Below are 18,853 nucleotides of genomic sequence, written 5' to 3' on the forward strand. Positions count from 1 at the left end.
GCTACATTATCATGCCGGCTCGGCTTGCACGCCGCGGGGCGTCAGCGCGATTCATTACTACTCGTCGATATGCGGCGAATCAGCAGGAGTTTCAATTCATGGCAGTGGTCAGTGTGAAGCAGGCTTTATCCGGCGCGATCGAAGCCGGCAGCGCGGTCACCGTGCGCGGCTGGGTGCGCACGCGGCGCGATTCCAAGGCCGGCCTGTCCTTCGTCAACGTGACCGATGGCTCCTGCTTCGACCCGATCCAGGCGGTGGTGCCGTCCACCCTGGGCAACTACGAAAGCGAAGTGAAGCACCTCACCGCCGGCGCCGGGGTGATCGTCAGCGGCACCCTGGTGCCATCGCAGGGCAAAGGCCAGAGCTTCGAGCTGCAGGCGGGCGAGGTCGTCGTCACCGGCTTCGTCGACGACCCGGAAACCTACCCGATTCAGCCGAAGCAGCACTCGATGGAGTTCCTGCGCGAGGTCGCCCACCTGCGCCCGCGCACCAACCTGTTCGGCGCGATCACCCGCGTGCGCCACACCATGATGACGGCGATCCACCGCCATCTCACCGAGCAGGGCTTCTTCTGGATCAACACCCCGATCATCACCACCTCCGATGCCGAAGGCGCCGGCGACATGTTCCGCCTGTCCACGCTGGACCTGGCCAACCTGCCGCGCCTGCCCGACGGCAAGATCGACTTCCGCCAGGATTTCTTCGGTCGCGAGGCGTTCCTCACAGTATCCGGCCAGCTCAACGTCGAGGCCTACTGCCTGGCGATGAGCAAGGTCTACACCTTCGGCCCGACTTTCCGCGCCGAGAACTCCAACACGCCGCGTCATCTGGCCGAGTTCTGGATGGTCGAACCGGAGATCGCGTTCGCCGACCTCACCGCCAATGCCGACTGCGCCGAAGGCTTCCTCAAGGCGATCTTCAAGGCCGTGCTGGACGAGCGCGCCGACGACATGGCGTTCTTCGCCGAGCGCGTGCAGAGCGACGCGATCAGCCGCATCGAGGCGTTCATCGCCCAGCCGTTCGAGCGGATCGACTACACCGACGCCATCGAGATCCTGAAGAACTGCGGACAGAAATTCGAATATCCCGTCGCCTGGGGCATCGACCTGCAGACCGAGCACGAACGTTACCTGGCCGAGAAACATATCGGCCGCCCGGTGGTCGTAATGAACTACCCGGAGGCGATCAAGGCGTTCTACATGCGTCTGAACGATGACGAGAAAACCGTGGCGGCGATGGACGTGCTGGCGCCAGGCATCGGCGAGATCATCGGCGGCGCGCAGCGCGAGGAACGGCTGGACTATCTGGATCGCCGCATGATCCAGTTCGGCCTCGATCCCGCCACCTATGGCTGGTACCGTGACCTGCGCCGCTACGGCACGGTGCCGCACGCCGGTTTCGGCCTGGGCTTCGAACGTCTGCTGGTCTATGTCTGCGGCCTGTCCAACATCCGCGATGCCATCCCCTACCCACGCGCGGCCGGTACGGCCGAATTCTGAGTATCCCGTCTGCCATGTCGCATCGCTTCTCCGCCATCGCCGCCGCCCTGGCCGCCACCGTCGTGCTGGCCGGCTGCCACAGTGCCAAAGCACTGCTGCCGCCGAACCTGCGACCGCCCTCGGAGACCGCCGGCGACCCGTTGAAGCTGGCCCAGCAGCGCTTGCTGGAGGCCACGCCGTGCTGCAGCAGCTTCGCCGATTTTTCCTATCGCAGCATGCTGCCGTGGCAGCCACAGCGGTTCACCCTGGGCAGCGGCAGCATGGTGGCGAACCTGGACGGAACGCACAGCTACTTTCTGGCCTTCCGCCTGCCGACCGACGTGAAGCTGCCGTACCGGCTGGCCGTGAAATCGGAATTGAACGGCCGCTGGCTGCATGCCAGCTACCTGTTCGCGCCCACCATCGTGCTGCTGGACGAGGGGTTCCAGCCGATCCGTACCGAAGACATCGACCTGTGCGAGCACATGGGCTGGAGCGACGAAACCACCGGCGCGTTCGGCAGCGTCAAGATCGACAGCAGGAAGCCCCGCTACCTGCTGGTCTACAGCTCCGCCCGGCAGCAATCGGGCAAGACCTACTGGGAGCAGTCCCCCGCCTCGTTTTCCACGACCACGGCGGCTTCGCTGAAGATGAACTCCGCCGGCAGCTTCAGCATTCCGCACGGGCCGGATGGCTCGCTGTGGATCGGCATGATGAACACGACCTACCAGAAGGCCATCGACAGCTCGGTCTGCGGCAAGCCGGCCAGCGGCGACGGCCTGCTGAACTCGCTGTCGCTCCCGTGGGGCAGCAGCAAGACCGGCAGTTCGCGATGATCATCCTGTATCTCGGGTTGCTGGTCGCCGGTGTCAGCCTGTTCCTGCTGTCGTATGTCGCCCAGTTCCGACTGACCGCCTTGCTGCGTGAGCGGTATCCGCAGCACTGGCAAGTCATCGTCGAACCGGAACACGGCAAGACCTCGGCAATGCGCACCTGGATCCGCATGCAGCACGTGCTGCGGTCGCCGGCGCTGCCCGCCCTGGGTGACGCCAGCATCAATCGCTGGCGCGACATATGGCGCTACAGCCCATGGCTGGGCTGGCTGAGCTGGCTCGCCGCCCTGGCGATGCGCCTGCTGCTGCACTGAATTCCCGGAGGACGACCCGATGCAACTGGATCTGAGTGGGCGCCATGCGCTGGTTTGCGGCGCATCGCAAGGCATCGGCCGCGCCAGCGCGATCGAACTGGCGGCGCTGGGCGCCAACGTCACCGTGCTGGCGCGCCGCGCCGAAGTGCTGGAGGCGCTGGTGCAGGCGCTGCCGCGCATCCACCCGGCGCAGCAGCATGACTTCATCGTCGCCGACGCCGGCGATACCGATGCGTTGCGTGCCCGCGTCGAAAAGCTGATCACGACCGGGCCGGTGCATATCCTGGTCAACAACAGCGGCGGGCCGCCGCCCGGCAGCGCAGTCGATGCCACCACAGCCGAGTTTCTCGACGCCTACCGCAAGCACCTGCTGGCCAACCACGTGCTGGCGCAGGTGGTGATCCCCGGCATGCGCGAAGCCGGCTGGGGTCGCATCATCAACATCATCTCCACCTCGGTGAAGGAACCGATCCCCGGCATCGGCGTCTCCAACGTCACCCGCGGCGCCGTGGCCAGCTGGGCCAAGACGTTGGCCGGCGAACTCGCGCCGTTCGGCATCACCGTCAACAACGTGCTGCCCGGCTCCACCCACACCCCACGGATCGATCAGATCATCGCCGCACGCGCGCAGAAATCCGGTCGCAGCGCGCAGGAAGTGCAGCAGGCGATGGCTACGGAAATTCCGCTGGGCCGCTTCGCCGACCCCGCCGAAACCGCCGCCGCGGTGGCCTTCCTGGCCTCGCCGGCCGCGAGCTACATCACTGGCGTCAACCTGCCGGTCGATGGCGGCCGGATGCGCTCGCTGTAACCCTCGCGAGCGCGTTGCGGTCACGGCATACGCCAGCGTTCGGTGCAATTGCCGCCCGCTGGAATTAAGCTTGCGCGGATGCCCACCCTGCGCCTTGCCAATCTGATCGACGGTCGCCTGCAGGCGCCTGCCCACGACGCCTGGCTGGAGGTGCATGAGCCGGCTACCGCCGCGGTATTCGCGTACTGCCCGGATTCCGGCCCGGAGGATGTCGCCGCCGCGGTCGAAGCCGCCAGCCGCGCCGCCGCCGGCTGGGCGAACACACCGGTCGAACAGCGCGCGCACCTGCTGCAGAAACTGGCCGCGCTGATCGAGGCGCGGCTGGAGGAATTCGCGGTGCTGGAATCGCGCGACAGCGGCAAGCCGGTGAGCCTGGCGCGCCGGCTGGACATTCCGCGCGCGGTCAGCAACCTGCGCTATTTCGCCGCCGCGGTCATGGCCTGGGGCAGCGAGTCGCACGCGATGGAGACCGGCGCCAGCGGCAGCGGCGCGATCAATTACACCCTGCGCCAGCCGCTGGGCGTGGTCGGCTGCATCAGTCCGTGGAACCTGCCGCTGTACCTGTTCACCTGGAAGATTGCACCGGCCCTGGCCAGCGGTAACACGGTCGTGGCCAAGCCCTCGGAAATCACCCCATGCACCGCCGCCTTGCTGGGCGAGCTCAGCATCGAGGCCGGCTTCCCGCCCGGCGTGCTGAACATCGTGCAGGGCCGCGGCCCGAGCGTGGGCCAGGCGATCGTGGAACACCCGGCGGTCAAGGCGGCTTCGTTCACCGGCAGCACCGCCACCGGCACGCGGATCGCCAGCGTGGCCGCACCGCAGTTCAAGAAGGTCTCGCTGGAAATGGGTGGCAAGAATCCGGCGATCGTGTTTGCCGATGCGGATCTTTCCGAGGCGAACCTGGACACCATCGTGCGCTCGGGCTTCGCCAACCAGGGCGAAATCTGCCTGTGCGGCTCGCGCCTGCTGGTGCAGCGCTCCATCTACGAAACGTTCCGCCAGCGTTACCTGGCGAAAGTGCAGGCCCTCCGCGTCGGCGATCCCGAGGACGCGGACAGCGACCTGGGCGCGGTGGTCTCCGCGGCGCACCAGGCCAAGGTACTCGGCTGCATCGAACAGGCGCGTGCCGATGGCGGCCGGTTGCTGTGCGGCGGCACGCCGGTCGCCCTGACCGGGCGTTGCGCCGATGGCTGGTTCATCGCGCCGACCGTGATCGAGGGCCTGCCGTCGTCGGCAGCGGCCAATCAGCAGGAAATCTTCGGCCCGGTGGTCAGCCTGATCCCGTTCGAGGACGAGGCGGAAGCGCTGGCGATCGCCAATGACAGCCGCTATGGCCTGGCCGCCTCGCTGTGGACTCAGGACCTGTCGCGCGCGCATCGTTTCGGCGCGCAACTGGACTACGGCATCGTGTGGATCAACTGCTGGCTGCTGCGCGACCTGCGCACGCCATTCGGCGGCGCCAAACAATCCGGACTCGGGCGGGAGGGCGGCGCCGAGGCGCTGCACTTCTTCACCGAGCCGAAGAACATCTGCATCCGCTACTGATTGAGGAGCCACATCTTGAGCAGCCCCTTGCAGCACCTGATCGACAGCAACCGCCGCTGGGCCGCCGCCACGCACGCGGCCGACCCGCATTTCTTCGAGCGGCTTGCCCAGCAACAGTCGCCGAAATACCTGTGGATCGGTTGTTCCGATTCGCGCGTACCGGCCACCCAGATCGTCGACCTGCCGCCGGGCGAGATCTTCGTGCAGCGCAACGTGGCCAACGTGGTCTCGCACACCGACCTCAATTGCCTCAGTACCATCCAGTTCGCGGTCGATGCGCTCAAGGTGGAACACATCATCGTGGTCGGCCATTACGGCTGCGGCGGCGTGCAGGCGGTGCTGGACGAGCGCCGGATCGGGCTGGTCGACAACTGGCTGCGCCACGTCGGCGACGTGGCCCAGAAGCATTCCGGCATGCTCGCCTCGCTCGACCTGATGGCCGTGCGCAATGCACGGCTGTGCGAACTGAACGCGATCGAGCAGGTGACCAACGTCTGCCGCACCACGATGGTGATGGATGCCTGGGAACGCGGCCAGAAGCTGTCGGTGCATGCGTGGTGCTACAGCCTGGACAACGGCCACATGAACGACCTGTCGATGCATGTCGACTCGCGCGCATCGCTGCAACCGGCCTACGAACAGGCATTGCATCGGTTGTTGCAGACCCCGGCGATCACCGGATGAGCGACATCATCCGCACCGAGGCCGCGCCCGCGCCGGTCGGTGCCTATCCGCACGCGCGCCGCGTCGGCAACCTGCTGTTCCTGTCCGGCGTGGGTCCGCGCCAGCCCGGCAACAACGCGATTCCCGGCAACGTGCACGATGCCGACGGCCGGCTGACCGGCTACGACATCGAGGCCCAGTGCCGGCAGGTCTTCGCCAACGTGCGTGCCGTGCTCGAAGCCAGCGGCGCCGCGTGGACCGACCTGGTCGATGTGACCGTGTTCCTGACCGACATGCAGCGTGACTTCGCGAGCTACAACCGGCTGTATGCGGAATACTTCGCCGGGGTCGATGCCTGCCGCACCACCCTGGGCATCAGTGCCTTGCCGACGCCGATCGCGATCGAGCTCAAATGCGTCGCGGCAGTGCCCGCGGTACCGCGCTGATCCTCCTGCGCGGGGTGCCGCTCGATGGCTGAATCGCCCCCATGAAAAACCCCGCCGGGTTACCTCGGCGGGGTCTGACTCGCGACAACGACATCAACCGGCCGAAGAGGCACTCGCCGGCGCGGTCTTGGCTGCCTTGTGATGGGTCTTGTGATGGGATTTGTGGTGCGACTTGTGGGTCATGGTGGCCTTCGGCGTCGGCGTCGCCGGCGCTGGAGCTGCCGCGGGAGTTGCCTGAGCCGCCGGCTCCGGGGTCGTAGCCTGGGCCAGCACGGAACCGGAAAGCGCCACACCCGCCACCAGCAGGGAAGCGATCAGAAGTTTACGCATCATGATGTCGAGCCTCGAAACAGGTTATCGCGAGCCCGGCCGGAACCCGGCACCTCGGGTGGCGCGACAAGCCGACATTGCAACGAAAACGGCATACGGTGGCTGAATGGATCGCGGAATTTTCCGCGCGCCGGACACCCCGCGACTTGACTTTGCATCGACCCTGACCGGAACCGTAATGTCCTGCGATCAGGCCAGGCTGAGCTGCAGCAGCCGGCCGATCAGCTCCTGCACCGCCACGGCCCTTCCCTCGTCGTATTCGAAACTTGCTTCATCCATGTAATTGACTTGTGCCAGCTCCAGTTGCACCGCCTGCACGCCGGTACCGGGGCTACCGTAATGGCGGGTGATGTAACCGCCCTTGAAACGGCCATTGACGGCAAAAGTGAAGCGCGACTGGGCGGCCAGGCAGGCTTGCAACCGCGTCTGAAGCGCGGGGCCGCAACTGGCTCCGGTCGCGGTGCCGAGGTTGAAATCCGGCAGGCGTCCCTCGAACAGCATCGGCACCTGGCTGCGTATCGAATGGCCTTCCCACAAGATCGCCCGCCCATGCTCGGCGCACAGCCTCGCAAGTTCCTGTGCCAGGGCGTGATGGTAGGGCTGCCAGAACTCGTTTATCCGCCGTTGAACTTCGTCGCCGTCCGGCGATTCGCCGTCGCGATACAGCGGCTCGCCGTCGAAGCCGACGGTCGACACCAGACCCGTTTCGCGCTGCCCCGGATACAGTGCATGCCCGTCGGCGGGTCGGTTGAGGTCGACCACGTAGCGCGAGGCCAGCGGCTTCAGCACGCTGGCGCCCAGCGCCTGCGCCAGCGGTTCGTACAGGCGCCCCACATGCCAGTCGGTGTCGGGCGAGCGGCGCGCCGCCGGGAGCATCCGCGCAGCGATGTCGTCGGGAATGTAGCTGCCGTCATGCGGCAGGCTGATCAGCAGCGGCACCCGGCCGCGCTGCAAGGTGAAGTTGGCCATGCGCATCATTGTACTCACCCCATCAGCAGCAGTTCCTCCGCCGAACTGGGGTGTATCGCCACGGTGGAATCCAGATCGCGCTTGCGCAGGCCCAGCGTCAACGCGACCGCAAAGCCCTGCAGCATTTCCTCGGCACCCGGCCCCAGCACGTGGATACCGAGCACGCGTTCCTCGCTGCCCACGCAGACCAGCTTCATCAGGCTCTGCTCCTGCCTGCCCGCCAGCGCCCACTGCATCGGGGTGAACCGGCGGCGATAGACGGTGACCGCATCGCCATGCCGTTCCCGCGCCGTCGCCTCGGTCAGTCCCACCATGCCCAGCGGTGGTTCGGAAAACGCCACGCTGGGAATATTGTCGTAATCCAGCGGCGCCTCCGGCTGGCCGCCGAACAACCGATCCGCCAGCCGGCGACCGGCCGCCGTCGCCACCGGCGTGAGCGCCTTGCGCCCGGTCACATCGCCGACCGCGTGGATGCCGGCCACGCTGGACTGCTGCCGCGCATCGGTCAGGACGTGGCCGTCCTCGTCGGTCTCCACGCCGACGGCGGCGAGTCCCAGATCCTCGCTGTTGGGCACGCGCCCGACCGCCCACAGCAGCGCGTCATAGGGGCCGCATGCGCCGGCCCGGGCATCGTCTAGGAGGATGCCGTCGGCACCGCGATGTGCCGCCTGCACGGCACTGCAGCGGCGGATGCGGATGCCTTGCGCCTGCATCTGTTCCTGCAGGGCCACCGTCAGCTCGACGTCGAAGTCTGCCAGCAGGCGCTCGCGCATCAGCAGATCCACCTCGCTGCCGAAGGCCCGCAACATCCCGGCAAACTCCGTCGCCACGTAGCCGCTGCCCACGATGGCCGCCCGATGCGGCAATGACTGCAGCGCAAACATGTCGTCGGAAACCATGCCCAATGGAAAGCCCGGCAGGTTCAGGGTGCGCGGGCGCGCGCCGGTGGCGATCACGATCTGCGCTGCCTGCAGTCGACTGCCATCGCCCAGCTCGATCGTGTCGGCGGCGACAAGACGACCGGCCTGGCGCAGCAACTGCACGCCGGCCTCCTGCAGTCGTCGGGCGTAGCGCTCGTCGATCGCATCGATGTAGCGCTGCCGCAGCTGGCGAAAGTGCTCCCAGTCCAGCGGACCCGGCTGCAGGGCAAAGCCCACGGTGGCAGCCATCTGCTGCGCCTGCGCCCATTGGGCGGCAAACCACAGCGCCTTCTTCGGCACGCAGCCGCGATGCACACAGGTCCCGCCCAGCGCGGCCGGATCGAGCAAGCCCACGCGTGCACCATGCTGCGCGGCGCGGAAAGCAGTCGCCAGACCACCGGAACCGGCGCCCAGCACGATCAGGTCATGGCTTGCGGTCATCGCAACTCCCGGGAAACTTCACTGCATGCAGTCCCTGCCGGCTGACGTCACGGTCGACGCCGCAGCACGATCTAAAGACCGAATCGCGCCGGCGCATACGGTGCCGCGTCGATCGCCGGGTCCGTGCCGGCCAGCATCGATGCCACCAGTTCGCCGGTGGCCGCCGACATGCTCACGCCGAGCATGCCATGGGCGGTTGCCAGCTGCAGGTTGGACCAGCGGGTGCTGGGACCGATGATCGGCACCTCGTCCACGCTCATCGGACGCCAGCCCCACCATTGCTCCAGCAGTTCGGGCCCTTCCGGCTCGCGCAGGCCGGCGGCGGCGCCGCGGCGCAAGGCGTCCAGACGGGTGCGATTGAGTCCTTCGCTGTAACCGGAAAATTCCATCGTGCTGCCCAGCCGGTAGCCATCGTTCCAGCTGGTGACGCAGACCGACGCCTCGCGCAGCGCCAGGGCATGGCGCGGCACCAGCCGTGGACGGCTGTAAGTCAGCGAGTACCCCTTGCCCGGCTGCATCGGCAGGCGCAGCCCCAGCTGCTTCGCCAGCAACGGCGACCATGCCCCCAGCGCCAGCACCACCTGCGCGCCCTGGAATACACCACGGCTGCTGTGCACCCGCGTGACCTGCCTGCCGTCCGTGTCGAGATGCTCGATGCGCGCGCCCTGCTCGATCACGCCACCGAGCTCGACCACCCGCCTGGCCAGCTCGGCCACGTAGCGGTCCGGTCGCAACGACGCATCGCCGGGATGGAACAGACCACCGGCCACCCCCGGCTTCAGCGCCGGCTCCATCGCCTCGACCTGCGCCCCGTCCAGGCGCTGCACTTCGATGCCCAGCCGGTCGAGCAGCTTCGCATGATCGTGCTCGTCGGCCGCGCGCAATCCGGCCGTGCGATAGACATACAGCGTGCCTTGTTCGCTGAATTCGCAATCGAGCTTTTCGTCGCGAATCAGCTCGCCCAGCAAGCGACGCGAGCGTTGCAGGATCGAGCATCGCGCCGTCGTTGCGGCGGCAAAGTCGCGCCAGTTGCAATGCCGCGCGAAACCCAGCAGCCAGCGCAGGCGCGCACCGTCGAACCGCGGATTGAGATACAGCGGCGCGTCGGCACTGAGCATCGAACGCAGCGCGACTCCGATCATGCCCGGCATCGCCAGCGGTGCCGCGTGGCTGGGCGTGATCGTGCCGCAATTGCCATGCGAACTGCCGCAACCGGGCGTGCCCTGCTCCAGCACCCGCACGCCGGCACCGGCCTTCAGCAGGTACAGCGCGCACGCCAGGCCGATGACCCCGCCGCCAAGAACCAGTACGTCGTCATGCGTGGATTCCATCGCTCGATTGTAGCGAGCCAATCAGCTACGCCGCCGTCGGAACCAGCGGCCTTGCACAAGCAACCATGGCTTCCTGCACCAAATTATGAGAACTTTCCCCCAAGTCATTGATTTGATAACCTCGACTTGCCACAAGCCGAGGTTGTCCCATGCCACTGGACTACGCGTCGCCACTCACCGTCCCGCCACGCCAGCCCCTCGCGGTGCGGCAACTGCTGCCCGGCGTGCTGATCCTGCTGCTGGCGGCGTGCGCCAGCTCGCCGCACCGGCACGAACCCACCTACCGCGCCTCGCACTCCGCGCTGGCCGACCTGCCGCCACGGGCGCCTTCGGCGGCCAGTGCGGGCGAGGCCAATGACATCCTGTTTCGCGCGATCGGACTGGTCGGTACGCCGTACCGCTGGGGCGGCAATACCCCGGCCGGCGGCTTCGACTGCAGCGGCCTGGTCGATTACATCTACCGCACCGCTGCCGGGATCAAACTGCCGCGCACCTCGCATGACATGGCCTCGATGAACGGGCGCAAGGTACGCCGGATGACCCAGCTGGCCAGCGGCGACCTGGTGTTCTTCGACATCAATGGCTCGATCAGCCATGTCGGCGTGTACGTCGGCAAGGGACGGTTCGTGCATGCACCGAACAGCGGCGGCACGGTCCGCCTGGACGATATCGACGGGCCCTACTGGGGCGATCATTTCGCGTATGCGAAGCGGGTGCTTAATTGAGGGGCACCCGGTTTCGATCGTGCGCGACGACCCAGAGCCTGGATGATTCGAGGGCCGCCGTGCACCCTCATCCCAACCTTCTCCCGGAGGGAGAAGGGGCGAATGCAAAGAGCGCGATATTTGATTGAAGCGGGGGCGAAGGGGCCAACGAAAAACGGCGCCGTGGGCGCCGTTTCGGTTTCCTCTTGCTGGAGCGGGTGTCATCCCTGCCCCGATCTTCCATCCGCCGATCAGTGCGCCGCGCTGCCCGGTGCATGCGCGTGGCGGTGCTCGATCTCTTCCTCGGTGGCATCGCGCACTTCGCCGATGGTCACGTCGAAATGCAGGGTCTTGCCGGCCATCGGGTGATTCACGTCCACGTCGATCGTGCTCATGCCGACCTTGTGCACGGTGACCGCGCGATGGCCACCTTCCTTCAGCTGCAAGGTCGTGACCATGCCCGGCTTGAGGCGGTTGGCCTGCGGAAAATACTTTTTCGACATGCGCTGGATCTGCCCTTCCTGGCGCTCGCCATAACCGTCGGCAGCGGCGACTTCCACCTGCAGGCTCTCACCGGCCTCGTGACCTTCGATGGCTCGCTCCAGGCCGGGGATCAACTGGCCATGCCCGAGCAGGACCCACAGCTGCTCATCGCCATCATGCGAACTCTCAACCTTTTCGCCATCCACGGTCAGCGTGTAGTGGAGGGAAATGACCTTGTCCTTGCCAGCTTTCATTGTGCGTCTCGCCGTGGGATGCAAAACGCGGATTCTATCAGGAGCGCGCCTTGCCGAAGCCTATCCCGCGCACCTCCGGCCCCAGCCACGCCAGCAGCGCCAGCAGCAGTGCCACCACGGTCATCCACGAAGCCATCACCAGGGCGTAGTTGCCGCCGCTGTGCTCGGCCAGCCACGACTGTGCCGTGGCGGTGCTGGCCGCCAGCAGGTTGCCCAGCTGATAGGCGAATCCCGGCAGGGTGCCGCGCACCTCGTCGGGCGACAGCTCGTTGAGATAAGCCGGCACCACGCCCCAGGCGCCCTGCACCATCACCTGGATCAGGAACGCGCCCAGCCCGAGCAGCACCAGTGACCCGCCCCAGGTCCACAACGGGATGCACGGCAAGGCCAGCAACGCGGCGATGATCATCGCGCGGCGCCGGCCGATGCGCTCGGACCACGTACCGAAAGTCAGCCCGCCGACAATGGCGCCTGCGTTGAGCAGCATCGTCAGGAGCGTCACGGTACCGGTCTGGAAATGCAGTTGCGACTGCAGGAAGGTGGGGTACATGTCCTGCGAGCCATGACTGAACATGTTGAACGCCATCATCAGCAGCATCATGTACAGCAGTCGCTTCCACTGCCCGCGCATGGACTCCCGGATACTGCGGCGTGGCTGGCCGGCACGACCGGCGAGCCATACCGGCGACTCGGGCACCTTGCTGCGCACGTACAACACCAGCAGCGCAGGCAAGGCTCCGGCGACGAACATGGCGCGCCAGCCCAGGCCCAGCGCGTCGAACACCACCCAGTAGGCAATCGCCCCCAGGAAGTAACCGCAGGGGTAGCCGCTCTGCAGCAGGCCCGAGACCAGGCCACGCGCCTTGATCGGAATGCTTTCGAGCGCCAGCGAGGCGCCAATACCCCATTCGCCCCCCATCGCGATGCCGAACAGGAAACGCAGTATCAGCAGAACCGTCAGCGATGGCGCGAACGCGCAGGCCAGCTCCAGCGTCGAGAACAACAACACGTCGAGCATCAGCACCGGGCGTCGGCCGAAGCGATCGGCCAGACGGCCGAACAGCAATGCGCCGATCGGACGTGCGGCGAGCGTCAGCAGGATGCCGAACGTCACCGCCGTCTTGTGCACGTGGAAATCGCTGGCGATGTCGCCCAGCACGAAGACCAGCAGGAAGAAGTCGAACGCGTCCAGGGTCCAGCCCAGGAAGCTTGCCAGCACCGTGTGCCGCTGGGACGAATCGAGTTCCCGCAAGGATGCAATCCATGACACGCGGCTCTTCTCCGGTAGGTTCGACTGATGGGACATATTCCCGACATCGTAGCCACGACTGGCGGCGCTGCACAGCGTCACCCGGTACCCGGGCAATAACGACGAAGACTGCCCGACCTTGTGTCCGGTGCATGGCCCGCAGCGGCCGCGCGGACGCCCCATCCATGCCGTCGTCACACAGTGATCGCGCATACTTCCGGCCGAACCCGACAAAACGTTGCGCCCCCTCCTCTCGCGGGAACCGTCCGATGACCTCACTCCCCGCCGATCCGGCTGCATGACGCTGGTACGCCACCATCTCGATCGATCGCAATGCAAGGCGATCGCCCGCTGCTATGCCCCCGTCGCCCAGCGCCAGTACGTGCGCTGGAAGCTCGCCTGCGACCCGGTCTACGTAGCCGTCGACGAACTGCTCGCCGGCACCACCCTGCCCTTGCTGGATGTTGGCTGCGGCATCGGCCTGCTGGGGCAATACCTGCATGCACTCGGCCGTCTGCCCGGTTACGTCGGGCTGGACCACGACCTCCGCAAGATCAGCGCCGCACGCCTTGCCGCGCAATCCGTCGGCCTGCAGCAGCAGATGCAGTTCCACCCGACCGATGTCGCGTCGTTACCGCCCATCCAGGGCAATGTCGCCCTGCTCGATGTGCTGCACTATCTGCCGGCACCCGGGCAGCAGGCCATGCTGGCGGCGGCACTGCAGCATCTGGCGCCGGGCGGCCGGCTGATCATCCGCAACGTGTTGCGCGAGCCGAACTGGCGCTTTCATGCCACCCGCGTGGAGGAGTTCTTCCTGCGTCGCTCCGGCTGGATTCCCGGCGGTGCCCAGCACTACCCGACGGCCATGGAACTGCGCCTGCCGCTGGAAAACGCCGGACTCGATGTCCGCATCACGCCATTGCGCGGACGCACTCCGTTCAACAGCTATCTGATCGTGGCGCAACGACACGATTGAAGCGTGCCGTTCCGGTTGATCCACGCAAGGCGTACGTCGCGTCGACAAATCGGCTACACTAGCCGGCGCAGTCGCCTCTTGACTGCTTCGGCACATCGCCGCCCCTTTCCCTTAGTCTGCAACACGGTATGAACACTCCGGGTTGCTCAGGAGTGTTACATGTCTTTTGATTCGCTGGGCCTTGCGCCCGCGTTGCTGCGTGCGCTTGCCGATTACGGCTACACCCAGCCCACCCCGATCCAGCTCGCCGCGATTCCCGCCGCACTGGAAGGTCACGACCTGCTCGCCGCCGCCCAGACCGGCACCGGCAAAACCGCCGCGTTCGCGTTGCCGCTGCTGCAGAAGCTGTCGACCAGCGGCCAGACCATGACGCGCCGTCCGCGCGCACTGGTACTGACCCCGACCCGCGAACTGGCAGCCCAGGTGCATGAGAACCTGCGCGACTACGGCAAGCATGTGCAGGTCAGCGCCACCACCATCTTCGGTGGCGTCAGCATGGGACCGCAGATCAACGCGCTGCGTCGCGGCGTCGACGTCGTCATCGCCACGCCCGGTCGCCTGATGGACCACATGCAGCAGCGCACGCTGGACCTGTCCGCGGTGGAAACACTGGTGCTGGACGAAGCCGACCGCATGCTGGACATGGGCTTCCTGCCGGCATTGAAGCGCATCCTCGCCGCGCTGCCGAAGAAGCGCCAGACCCTGCTGTTCTCGGCCACCTTCGCACCGGCGATCAAGACGCTGGCGATGGAGTTCATGCACAACCCGCGCGAGATCTCGGTCTCGGCGCCGAACACCGTCACCACCCTGGTCAGCCATCAGGTGCATCCGGTCGATTCCGCACGCAAGCGCGACCTGCTGCTGCACCTGCTCTCGGCGGACAGCCGCCGCCAGTCGCTGGTGTTCAGCCGTACCAAGCATGGCGCCGACAAGCTGGTCACCTACCTCAATGCCTCGGGCCTGCGCAGCGCCGCGATCCACGGCAACAAGAGCCAGAACGCCCGCACCCGCGCCCTGAGTGACTTCAAGAGCGGCCGCGTCACCGTGCTGGTGGCCACCGACATCGCCGCCCGCGGCATCGACATCGAACAGTTGCCGATCGTGATCAACTTCGACCTGCCCTCGGTGGCCGAAGACTACGTGCACCGCATCGGTCGCACCGGTCGCGCCGGCATGGAAGGCCTCGCGATATCGCTGGTCAGCCATGACGAAAGCGGCCTGTTGCACGACATCCGCAAACTGCTGAAGCAGGACATCGCGATCAACGCCGTGACCGGTTACGAGCCATCGGCGCCGCTGCGTCTTGATGCCGGCGCGCCGCGCCCGAAGCAGGGTGGCGGCGGTCAGCGTCAGCCGCGTCAGGGCGCACCGCGTCAGGGCAAGCCCGCCGGTTCGGCCCGGCCGAATGGCTATGCGCCGCAGGGGCGTGGCGACCACGCCGCCGGCAACCAGCGCCGCCGCTCGAACCAGCGCCCGGCCGCCAAGGCCTGAGCCGACCGGCTCGAGTGATACCGAATGTGGCGGCCCGATGGCCGCCACATTCATTTGCGGGGTCCGAAGCGATACTCAGTCCCCAGCGCGGATTTTCGCCGTGAGCACATGATCTTCCCACTGCCCGGCAATCTGCAGATAGTGCCGGGCGCAGCCTTCGCGCTCGAAGCCGAGCCGCTCGAGCAACCGTGCGCTGCGCTCGTTGCGTGGCAAGTAGTTCGCCATCACGCGATGCAGGCCCAGCTCGTCGAAACCCCACGCGAGACCGGCTTCGAGCGCCTCGTGCATCAGCCCCTGCCCCTGTGACCGGGCGCCGATGCCGTAACCGAGCAGGCAGGCCTGGAACGGGCCGCGCACCACGTTGCTCAGGGTGAAACCGGCCAGGATTTCCCGTTCGCCCGGGTCGAACACCAGGAACGGATAGCCGCGATCCAGTCGCGCGGCCTCGTTCGCGTCGACAATCGTCTGCCGGCAGTGCTCGAGCGTGTAATAACCGGCCTCGCGCGTGGGTTCCCAGGGAGCGAAATGCTCGCGATTGCACACCCGGTAGTGCAGCAGCCGGGAGGCGTCGGCGGGTTCGGGCAGGCGACTCGTGGTGCGCCCGGTCGTCAGCGTGGGCAGGACCATCACGCCACTCCCAGGGCCCTGGCGTGATGACGCAGATGATCGTCGATGAAGCTGGCGATGAACCAGTAGCTGTGGTCGTAGCCGATGTGTCGACGCAGCAGCAGGGGCTGCCCCGCTTCGGCGCAGGCCTGGTCGAACAGTTCCGGCTTCAGCTGCGTGTCCAGGAACGGGTCGGCCTCACCCTGATCGATCAGGATGGTGCCCGGAAACACCCGCCTGCGTACCAGTTCACAGGCATCGTAGTCCGCCCAGGCCGCCGGGTCGTCGCCCAGATAGCGCGGCAACGCCTTGTGTCCCCATGGCACCTGGCTGGGCGCCACGATCGGCGCGAAGGCCGACACCGAGCGATAGCGCCCCGGATGTTTCAAGGCCATGGTCAGCGCGCCGTGGCCGCCCATCGAATGGCCGCAGATGCCGCTGAGCGAGGTGTCCACCGGGAACTGCGTGGCGATCAGCTGCGGCAACTCGTCCACCACGTAGCTGTGCATGCGAAAACGCGACGACCACGGCGCCTGGCTGGCGTCGACATAGAAACCGGCGCCCTCGCCGAACTCCCAGTCGCCGGTGGCGCCGTCGAAACCGGTGTCGCGCGGACTGGTATCGGGCATCACCAGAACCAGACCCAGCTCCGCTGCCAGTCGCTGGGCGCCGGCCTTGATCGTCGCGGTTTCCTCGCTGCAGGTCAGCCCGGCCAGAAAATACAGCACCGGGCACGGCTGTCGTGCCGCCCGGGGCGGCTGGTACACGGCAAAACGCATCGGCCCGTCGCAGGCTTCCGAGCGATGCCGATAGAACCCCTGGAGGCCGCCGTGCAACCGCTGTTCGGAGATGGTTTCGAGCCTGTCCATCGGGTGATCCCTGGCGTCAGTGAGGCAACGCATGGAGGATACCCGCGCAGGCGGCATGGCACATTCCGTGGGCTCTGTCACGCTTCAGCGCGGAAAATGGTAGAATGCCCGGCTCGCGCGTCGCGTTCCCGATGCTGCCATCTGTTCCGAGGTTCCCCCCATGTCATCCCCCGTTTCCGACAACGCCCCGGTTCCGTCCGGCTTCGGCGCACTCGCGCTGCACCCCGACGTTCTGCGCGTACTGGCCGATGTTGGCTATGAATCACCTTCGCCGATCCAGGCCGCGACCATCCCGCCCCTGCTGGAAGGTCGTGACGTGCTGGGTCAGGCCCAGACCGGCACCGGCAAGACTGCCGCGTTCGCGCTGCCGATCCTGTCGCGCCTCACCCCGCGCGCCGGCAAGCCGCAGGCACTGGTGCTGGCACCCACGCGCGAACTGGCGATCCAGGTAGCCGAAGCATTCCAGCGCTATGCCGCGCACATCCCGGGCTTCCAGGTGCTGCCGATCTACGGTGGCCAGAGCTACGGCCCGCAGCTGCATTCGCTCAAGCGCGGCGTGCACGTGGTGGTCGGCACGCCGGGCCGCGTGATCGATCACATGAACAAGGGCACGCTGGACCTGTCCGAGCTGAAATACCTGGTGCTCGACGAAGCGGATGAAATGCTGCGCATGGGCTTCATCGACGACGTCGAGAAAGTGCTGCAGGCGACGCCGCCGGAACGCCAGGTCGCGCTGTTCTCGGCGACCATGCCGTCGGTGATCCGCAAGATCGCCCAGCGTCATCTGAAGGATCCGGTCGAAGTCACCATCAAGACGTCCACCAGTACCGCGCCGAACATCCGCCAGCGCTACTGGTTCGTCAGCGGCATGCACAAGCTCGATGCGTTGACCCGCATCCTCGAGGCCGAACCGTTCGACGCGATGATCATCTTCGCGCGCACCAAGCAGGCTACCGAGGAGCTCGCCGGCAAGCTGCAGGCGCGTGGCCTGGCCGCCGCCGCCATCAACGGCGACATCGCCCAGCCGCAACGCGAGCGGGTGATCCAGCAACTGAAGGACGGCAAGCTGGACATCCTGGTCGCCACCGACGTGGCCGCACGCGGCCTGGACGTGGACCGGATCAGCCACGTATTCAATTACGACATCCCGTACGACACCGAGAGCTACGTGCACCGCATCGGTCGCACCGGCCGCGCCGGCCGCAGCGGCGAAGCCATCCTGTTCGTCAGCCCGCGCGAGCGCGGCATGCTGGGCGCGATCGAGCGCGCCACCCGGCAGCCGATCGAGCAGATGCAGCTGCCGTCGGTCGATGTGGTCAACGACGTGCGCATCGGCAAGTTCAAGCAACGCATCACCGACATGCTGGGCCGGGAAGACCTGGGCCAGTTCCAACAGCTGATCGAACAGTACGAGCAGGAACACAACGTGCCGGCGATCGAGATCGCTGCCGCACTGGCGCGCATCGCGCAGGGCGACCAGCCGCTGTTGCTGGCGCCGCCGCCGAAGCGCGAGAAATACGAGTCCGCCAGCCGCGAGCGCAATGACCGTGCCCCGCGCGAACGCAGCGGCAACGAGCGGCACGTGCCCGGTCGCGATGCCGCGGCCAGCCACGCACCGCGCGAGGCCAGGCCGCATGACCGGCCCCGCGAGCATGGTGCGCACGAGAACGCGCCGTCGCGCGAGTCCGGCCATCGTCCGGTACGCGCGCATGCCACCGAGGAAGGCAAGCGCACCTACCGCATCGAAGTCGGCCACGAGCATGGCGTGAAGCCCGGCAACATCGTCGGCGCGATCGCCAACGAAGCCGGGCTGGAGAGCCAGTTCATCGGTCGCCTCAGCATCCGCGACCACTACAGCCTGATCGACCTGCCCGACGGCATGCCGGCGGAAGTGTTCGAGCACCTGAAGAAGGTGTGGGTGGTGCAGCAGCAGTTGCGCATTCACGAGTGGGACGGTACCGACACCGGCACCAGTGCACCGCCTTCGCACAAGCCGGGTGGCTTCAAGAAGCCCGGCGGGTTCAAGCCGCGGCCCAGCGGCGGCAAGCCGCCGCGCCGGAAGTAGGCCGAATGCATCGCATCGCCGGCCCCGGGCCGGCGGCGCGATGAAGCGCTTCCGTGCATCGCTTCGCGAGGCAGTCAC

At 66.8% G+C, this 18,853-nt stretch carries 19 protein-coding genes; 11 read left to right on the top strand and 8 right to left on the bottom strand.

Annotated elements, in window-relative coordinates; genetic code table 11:
• Nucleotides 1-98: 98 nt before the first annotated feature.
• The 7 genes from asnS (at nucleotide 99) to ACFPPA_RS12240 (ending at nucleotide 6,087) form a co-directional block, all read left to right on the top strand.
• Nucleotides 99-1,499, top strand: a complete 1,401-nt coding sequence (gene asnS, locus ACFPPA_RS12210) for an asparagine--tRNA ligase (RefSeq protein WP_377320220.1) — start codon at nucleotides 99-101, stop codon at nucleotides 1,497-1,499.
• 14 nt (nucleotides 1,500-1,513) lie between these two features.
• Nucleotides 1,514-2,314, top strand: a complete 801-nt coding sequence (locus tag ACFPPA_RS12215; RefSeq protein WP_377320222.1) for a MalM family protein — start codon at nucleotides 1,514-1,516, stop codon at nucleotides 2,312-2,314.
• Nucleotides 2,311-2,625 carry a hypothetical protein gene (locus ACFPPA_RS12220; protein ID WP_377320223.1) on the top strand — a complete coding sequence of 105 codons (315 nt, stop codon included), beginning with the start codon at nucleotides 2,311-2,313 and terminating at the stop codon, nucleotides 2,623-2,625. The genes ACFPPA_RS12215 and ACFPPA_RS12220 overlap by 4 nt, the downstream gene beginning before the upstream one ends.
• A 19-nt stretch (nucleotides 2,626-2,644) precedes the next feature.
• Nucleotides 2,645-3,433, top strand: coding sequence for an SDR family oxidoreductase (locus tag ACFPPA_RS12225; protein ID WP_377320225.1), 789 nt, complete (start codon nucleotides 2,645-2,647; stop codon nucleotides 3,431-3,433).
• 78 nt (nucleotides 3,434-3,511) lie between these two features.
• Nucleotides 3,512-4,978: an aldehyde dehydrogenase gene (locus ACFPPA_RS12230; protein ID WP_377320227.1), complete on the top strand. Its 1,467-nt coding sequence runs from the start codon at nucleotides 3,512-3,514 to the stop codon at nucleotides 4,976-4,978.
• A gap of 15 nt (nucleotides 4,979-4,993) precedes the next feature.
• A complete protein-coding gene (gene can, locus ACFPPA_RS12235) occupies nucleotides 4,994-5,662 on the top strand; it encodes a carbonate dehydratase (RefSeq protein WP_377320229.1) in 669 nt (222 codons plus the stop codon).
• Complete coding sequence (locus ACFPPA_RS12240) at nucleotides 5,659-6,087, top strand: RidA family protein (RefSeq protein WP_377320231.1); 429 nt, start codon at nucleotides 5,659-5,661, stop codon at nucleotides 6,085-6,087. Before can ends, ACFPPA_RS12240 begins: the two co-directional genes overlap by 4 nt.
• 93 nt (nucleotides 6,088-6,180) lie before the next feature.
• On the opposite strand, the gene ACFPPA_RS12245 is transcribed toward ACFPPA_RS12240, so the two are convergent.
• The 4 genes from ACFPPA_RS12245 to ACFPPA_RS12260 all read right to left on the bottom strand — a co-directional run bounded on the left by ACFPPA_RS12245 (nucleotide 6,181) and on the right by ACFPPA_RS12260 (nucleotide 10,078).
• Nucleotides 6,181-6,420: a hypothetical protein gene (locus ACFPPA_RS12245; protein ID WP_377320232.1), complete on the bottom strand. Its 240-nt coding sequence runs from the start codon at nucleotides 6,418-6,420 to the stop codon at nucleotides 6,181-6,183.
• Nucleotides 6,421-6,606: 186 nt separating this feature from the next.
• On the bottom strand, nucleotides 6,607-7,386 hold the full coding sequence (gene hutG / locus ACFPPA_RS12250) for an N-formylglutamate deformylase (protein WP_377320234.1): 780 nt from the start codon (nucleotides 7,384-7,386) through the stop codon (nucleotides 6,607-6,609).
• A gap of 14 nt (nucleotides 7,387-7,400) precedes the next feature.
• Complete coding sequence (gene gorA, locus ACFPPA_RS12255) at nucleotides 7,401-8,747, bottom strand: glutathione-disulfide reductase (protein ID WP_377320236.1); 1,347 nt, start codon at nucleotides 8,745-8,747, stop codon at nucleotides 7,401-7,403.
• Between the two features lie 71 nt (nucleotides 8,748-8,818).
• A complete protein-coding gene (locus ACFPPA_RS12260) occupies nucleotides 8,819-10,078 on the bottom strand; it encodes an NAD(P)/FAD-dependent oxidoreductase (RefSeq protein WP_377320238.1) in 1,260 nt (419 codons plus the stop codon).
• A 149-nt stretch (nucleotides 10,079-10,227) separates the two neighbouring features.
• On the opposite strand from ACFPPA_RS12260, the gene ACFPPA_RS12265 reads away from it, so the two are divergent.
• A complete protein-coding gene (locus tag ACFPPA_RS12265) occupies nucleotides 10,228-10,803 on the top strand; it encodes a C40 family peptidase (RefSeq protein WP_377320240.1) in 576 nt (191 codons plus the stop codon).
• Between the two features lie 230 nt (nucleotides 10,804-11,033).
• Here ACFPPA_RS12265 and ACFPPA_RS12270 read toward each other — a convergent pair whose 3' ends face one another.
• A complete protein-coding gene (locus ACFPPA_RS12270; protein WP_377320242.1) occupies nucleotides 11,034-11,519 on the bottom strand; it encodes an FKBP-type peptidyl-prolyl cis-trans isomerase in 486 nt (161 codons plus the stop codon).
• 37 nt (nucleotides 11,520-11,556) lie between these two features.
• On the bottom strand, nucleotides 11,557-13,068 hold the full coding sequence (locus ACFPPA_RS12275; protein WP_377320244.1) for an MFS transporter: 1,512 nt from the start codon (nucleotides 13,066-13,068) through the stop codon (nucleotides 11,557-11,559).
• Here ACFPPA_RS12275 and ACFPPA_RS12280 point away from each other — a divergent pair.
• Together ACFPPA_RS12280 and ACFPPA_RS12285 are read left to right on the top strand one after the other, a co-directional pair.
• Nucleotides 13,067-13,744: a class I SAM-dependent methyltransferase gene (locus ACFPPA_RS12280; protein ID WP_377320246.1), complete on the top strand. Its 678-nt coding sequence runs from the start codon at nucleotides 13,067-13,069 to the stop codon at nucleotides 13,742-13,744. The genes ACFPPA_RS12275 and ACFPPA_RS12280 overlap by 2 nt on opposite strands.
• 159 nt (nucleotides 13,745-13,903) lie before the next feature.
• Nucleotides 13,904-15,235, top strand: coding sequence for a DEAD/DEAH box helicase (locus tag ACFPPA_RS12285; protein WP_377320247.1), 1,332 nt, complete (start codon nucleotides 13,904-13,906; stop codon nucleotides 15,233-15,235).
• Nucleotides 15,236-15,310: 75 nt separating this feature from the next.
• Here the strand turns inward: ACFPPA_RS12285 and ACFPPA_RS12290 are convergent, their stop codons facing one another.
• Together ACFPPA_RS12290 and fghA are read right to left on the bottom strand one after the other, a co-directional pair.
• Nucleotides 15,311-15,862, bottom strand: coding sequence for a GNAT family N-acetyltransferase (locus tag ACFPPA_RS12290; protein WP_377320249.1), 552 nt, complete (start codon nucleotides 15,860-15,862; stop codon nucleotides 15,311-15,313).
• Entirely contained in the window at nucleotides 15,862-16,710 is an 849-nt protein-coding gene (gene fghA, locus ACFPPA_RS12295; RefSeq protein ID WP_377320251.1) for an S-formylglutathione hydrolase, read from the bottom strand. Before fghA ends, ACFPPA_RS12290 begins: the two co-directional genes overlap by 1 nt.
• A 160-nt stretch (nucleotides 16,711-16,870) precedes the next feature.
• Here fghA and ACFPPA_RS12300 point away from each other — a divergent pair, with 160 nt between their 5' ends.
• Nucleotides 16,871-18,775: a DEAD/DEAH box helicase gene (locus ACFPPA_RS12300; protein ID WP_377320253.1), complete on the top strand. Its 1,905-nt coding sequence runs from the start codon at nucleotides 16,871-16,873 to the stop codon at nucleotides 18,773-18,775.
• The last annotated feature ends 78 nt before the right edge of the window (nucleotides 18,776-18,853 follow it).

This window comes from Rhodanobacter ginsengisoli (assembly GCF_042657065.1).
Lineage (GTDB): Bacteria > Pseudomonadota > Gammaproteobacteria > Xanthomonadales > Rhodanobacteraceae > Rhodanobacter > Rhodanobacter ginsengisoli.

What these genes read in the sequence shown, in the direction of transcription:
- ACFPPA_RS12300 (WP_377320253.1), top strand. Translation starts at nt 16,871, where the DNA reads ATGTCATCCCCCGTTTCCGACAACGCCCCGGTTCCGTCCGGCTTCGGC.
- ACFPPA_RS12225 (WP_377320225.1), top strand. Translation starts at nt 2,645, where the DNA reads ATGCAACTGGATCTGAGTGGGCGCCATGCGCTGGTTTGCGGCGCATCG.
- hutG (WP_377320234.1), bottom strand. Translation starts at nt 7,386, where the DNA reads ATGGCCAACTTCACCTTGCAGCGCGGCCGGGTGCCGCTGCTGATCAGC.
- ACFPPA_RS12240 (WP_377320231.1), top strand. Translation starts at nt 5,659, where the DNA reads ATGAGCGACATCATCCGCACCGAGGCCGCGCCCGCGCCGGTCGGTGCC.
- ACFPPA_RS12275 (WP_377320244.1), bottom strand. Translation starts at nt 13,068, where the DNA reads ATGCAGCCGGATCGGCGGGGAGTGAGGTCATCGGACGGTTCCCGCGAG.
- ACFPPA_RS12220 (WP_377320223.1), top strand. Translation starts at nt 2,311, where the DNA reads ATGATCATCCTGTATCTCGGGTTGCTGGTCGCCGGTGTCAGCCTGTTC.
- ACFPPA_RS12230 (WP_377320227.1), top strand. Translation starts at nt 3,512, where the DNA reads ATGCCCACCCTGCGCCTTGCCAATCTGATCGACGGTCGCCTGCAGGCG.
- ACFPPA_RS12215 (WP_377320222.1), top strand. Translation starts at nt 1,514, where the DNA reads ATGTCGCATCGCTTCTCCGCCATCGCCGCCGCCCTGGCCGCCACCGTC.
- fghA (WP_377320251.1), bottom strand. Translation starts at nt 16,710, where the DNA reads ATGGACAGGCTCGAAACCATCTCCGAACAGCGGTTGCACGGCGGCCTC.
- ACFPPA_RS12285 (WP_377320247.1), top strand. Translation starts at nt 13,904, where the DNA reads ATGTCTTTTGATTCGCTGGGCCTTGCGCCCGCGTTGCTGCGTGCGCTT.
- ACFPPA_RS12280 (WP_377320246.1), top strand. Translation starts at nt 13,067, where the DNA reads ATGACGCTGGTACGCCACCATCTCGATCGATCGCAATGCAAGGCGATC.
- asnS (WP_377320220.1), top strand. Translation starts at nt 99, where the DNA reads ATGGCAGTGGTCAGTGTGAAGCAGGCTTTATCCGGCGCGATCGAAGCC.
- ACFPPA_RS12270 (WP_377320242.1), bottom strand. Translation starts at nt 11,519, where the DNA reads ATGAAAGCTGGCAAGGACAAGGTCATTTCCCTCCACTACACGCTGACC.
- ACFPPA_RS12290 (WP_377320249.1), bottom strand. Translation starts at nt 15,862, where the DNA reads ATGGTCCTGCCCACGCTGACGACCGGGCGCACCACGAGTCGCCTGCCC.
- ACFPPA_RS12245 (WP_377320232.1), bottom strand. Translation starts at nt 6,420, where the DNA reads ATGATGCGTAAACTTCTGATCGCTTCCCTGCTGGTGGCGGGTGTGGCG.
- ACFPPA_RS12260 (WP_377320238.1), bottom strand. Translation starts at nt 10,078, where the DNA reads ATGGAATCCACGCATGACGACGTACTGGTTCTTGGCGGCGGGGTCATC.
- gorA (WP_377320236.1), bottom strand. Translation starts at nt 8,747, where the DNA reads ATGACCGCAAGCCATGACCTGATCGTGCTGGGCGCCGGTTCCGGTGGT.
- ACFPPA_RS12265 (WP_377320240.1), top strand. Translation starts at nt 10,228, where the DNA reads ATGCCACTGGACTACGCGTCGCCACTCACCGTCCCGCCACGCCAGCCC.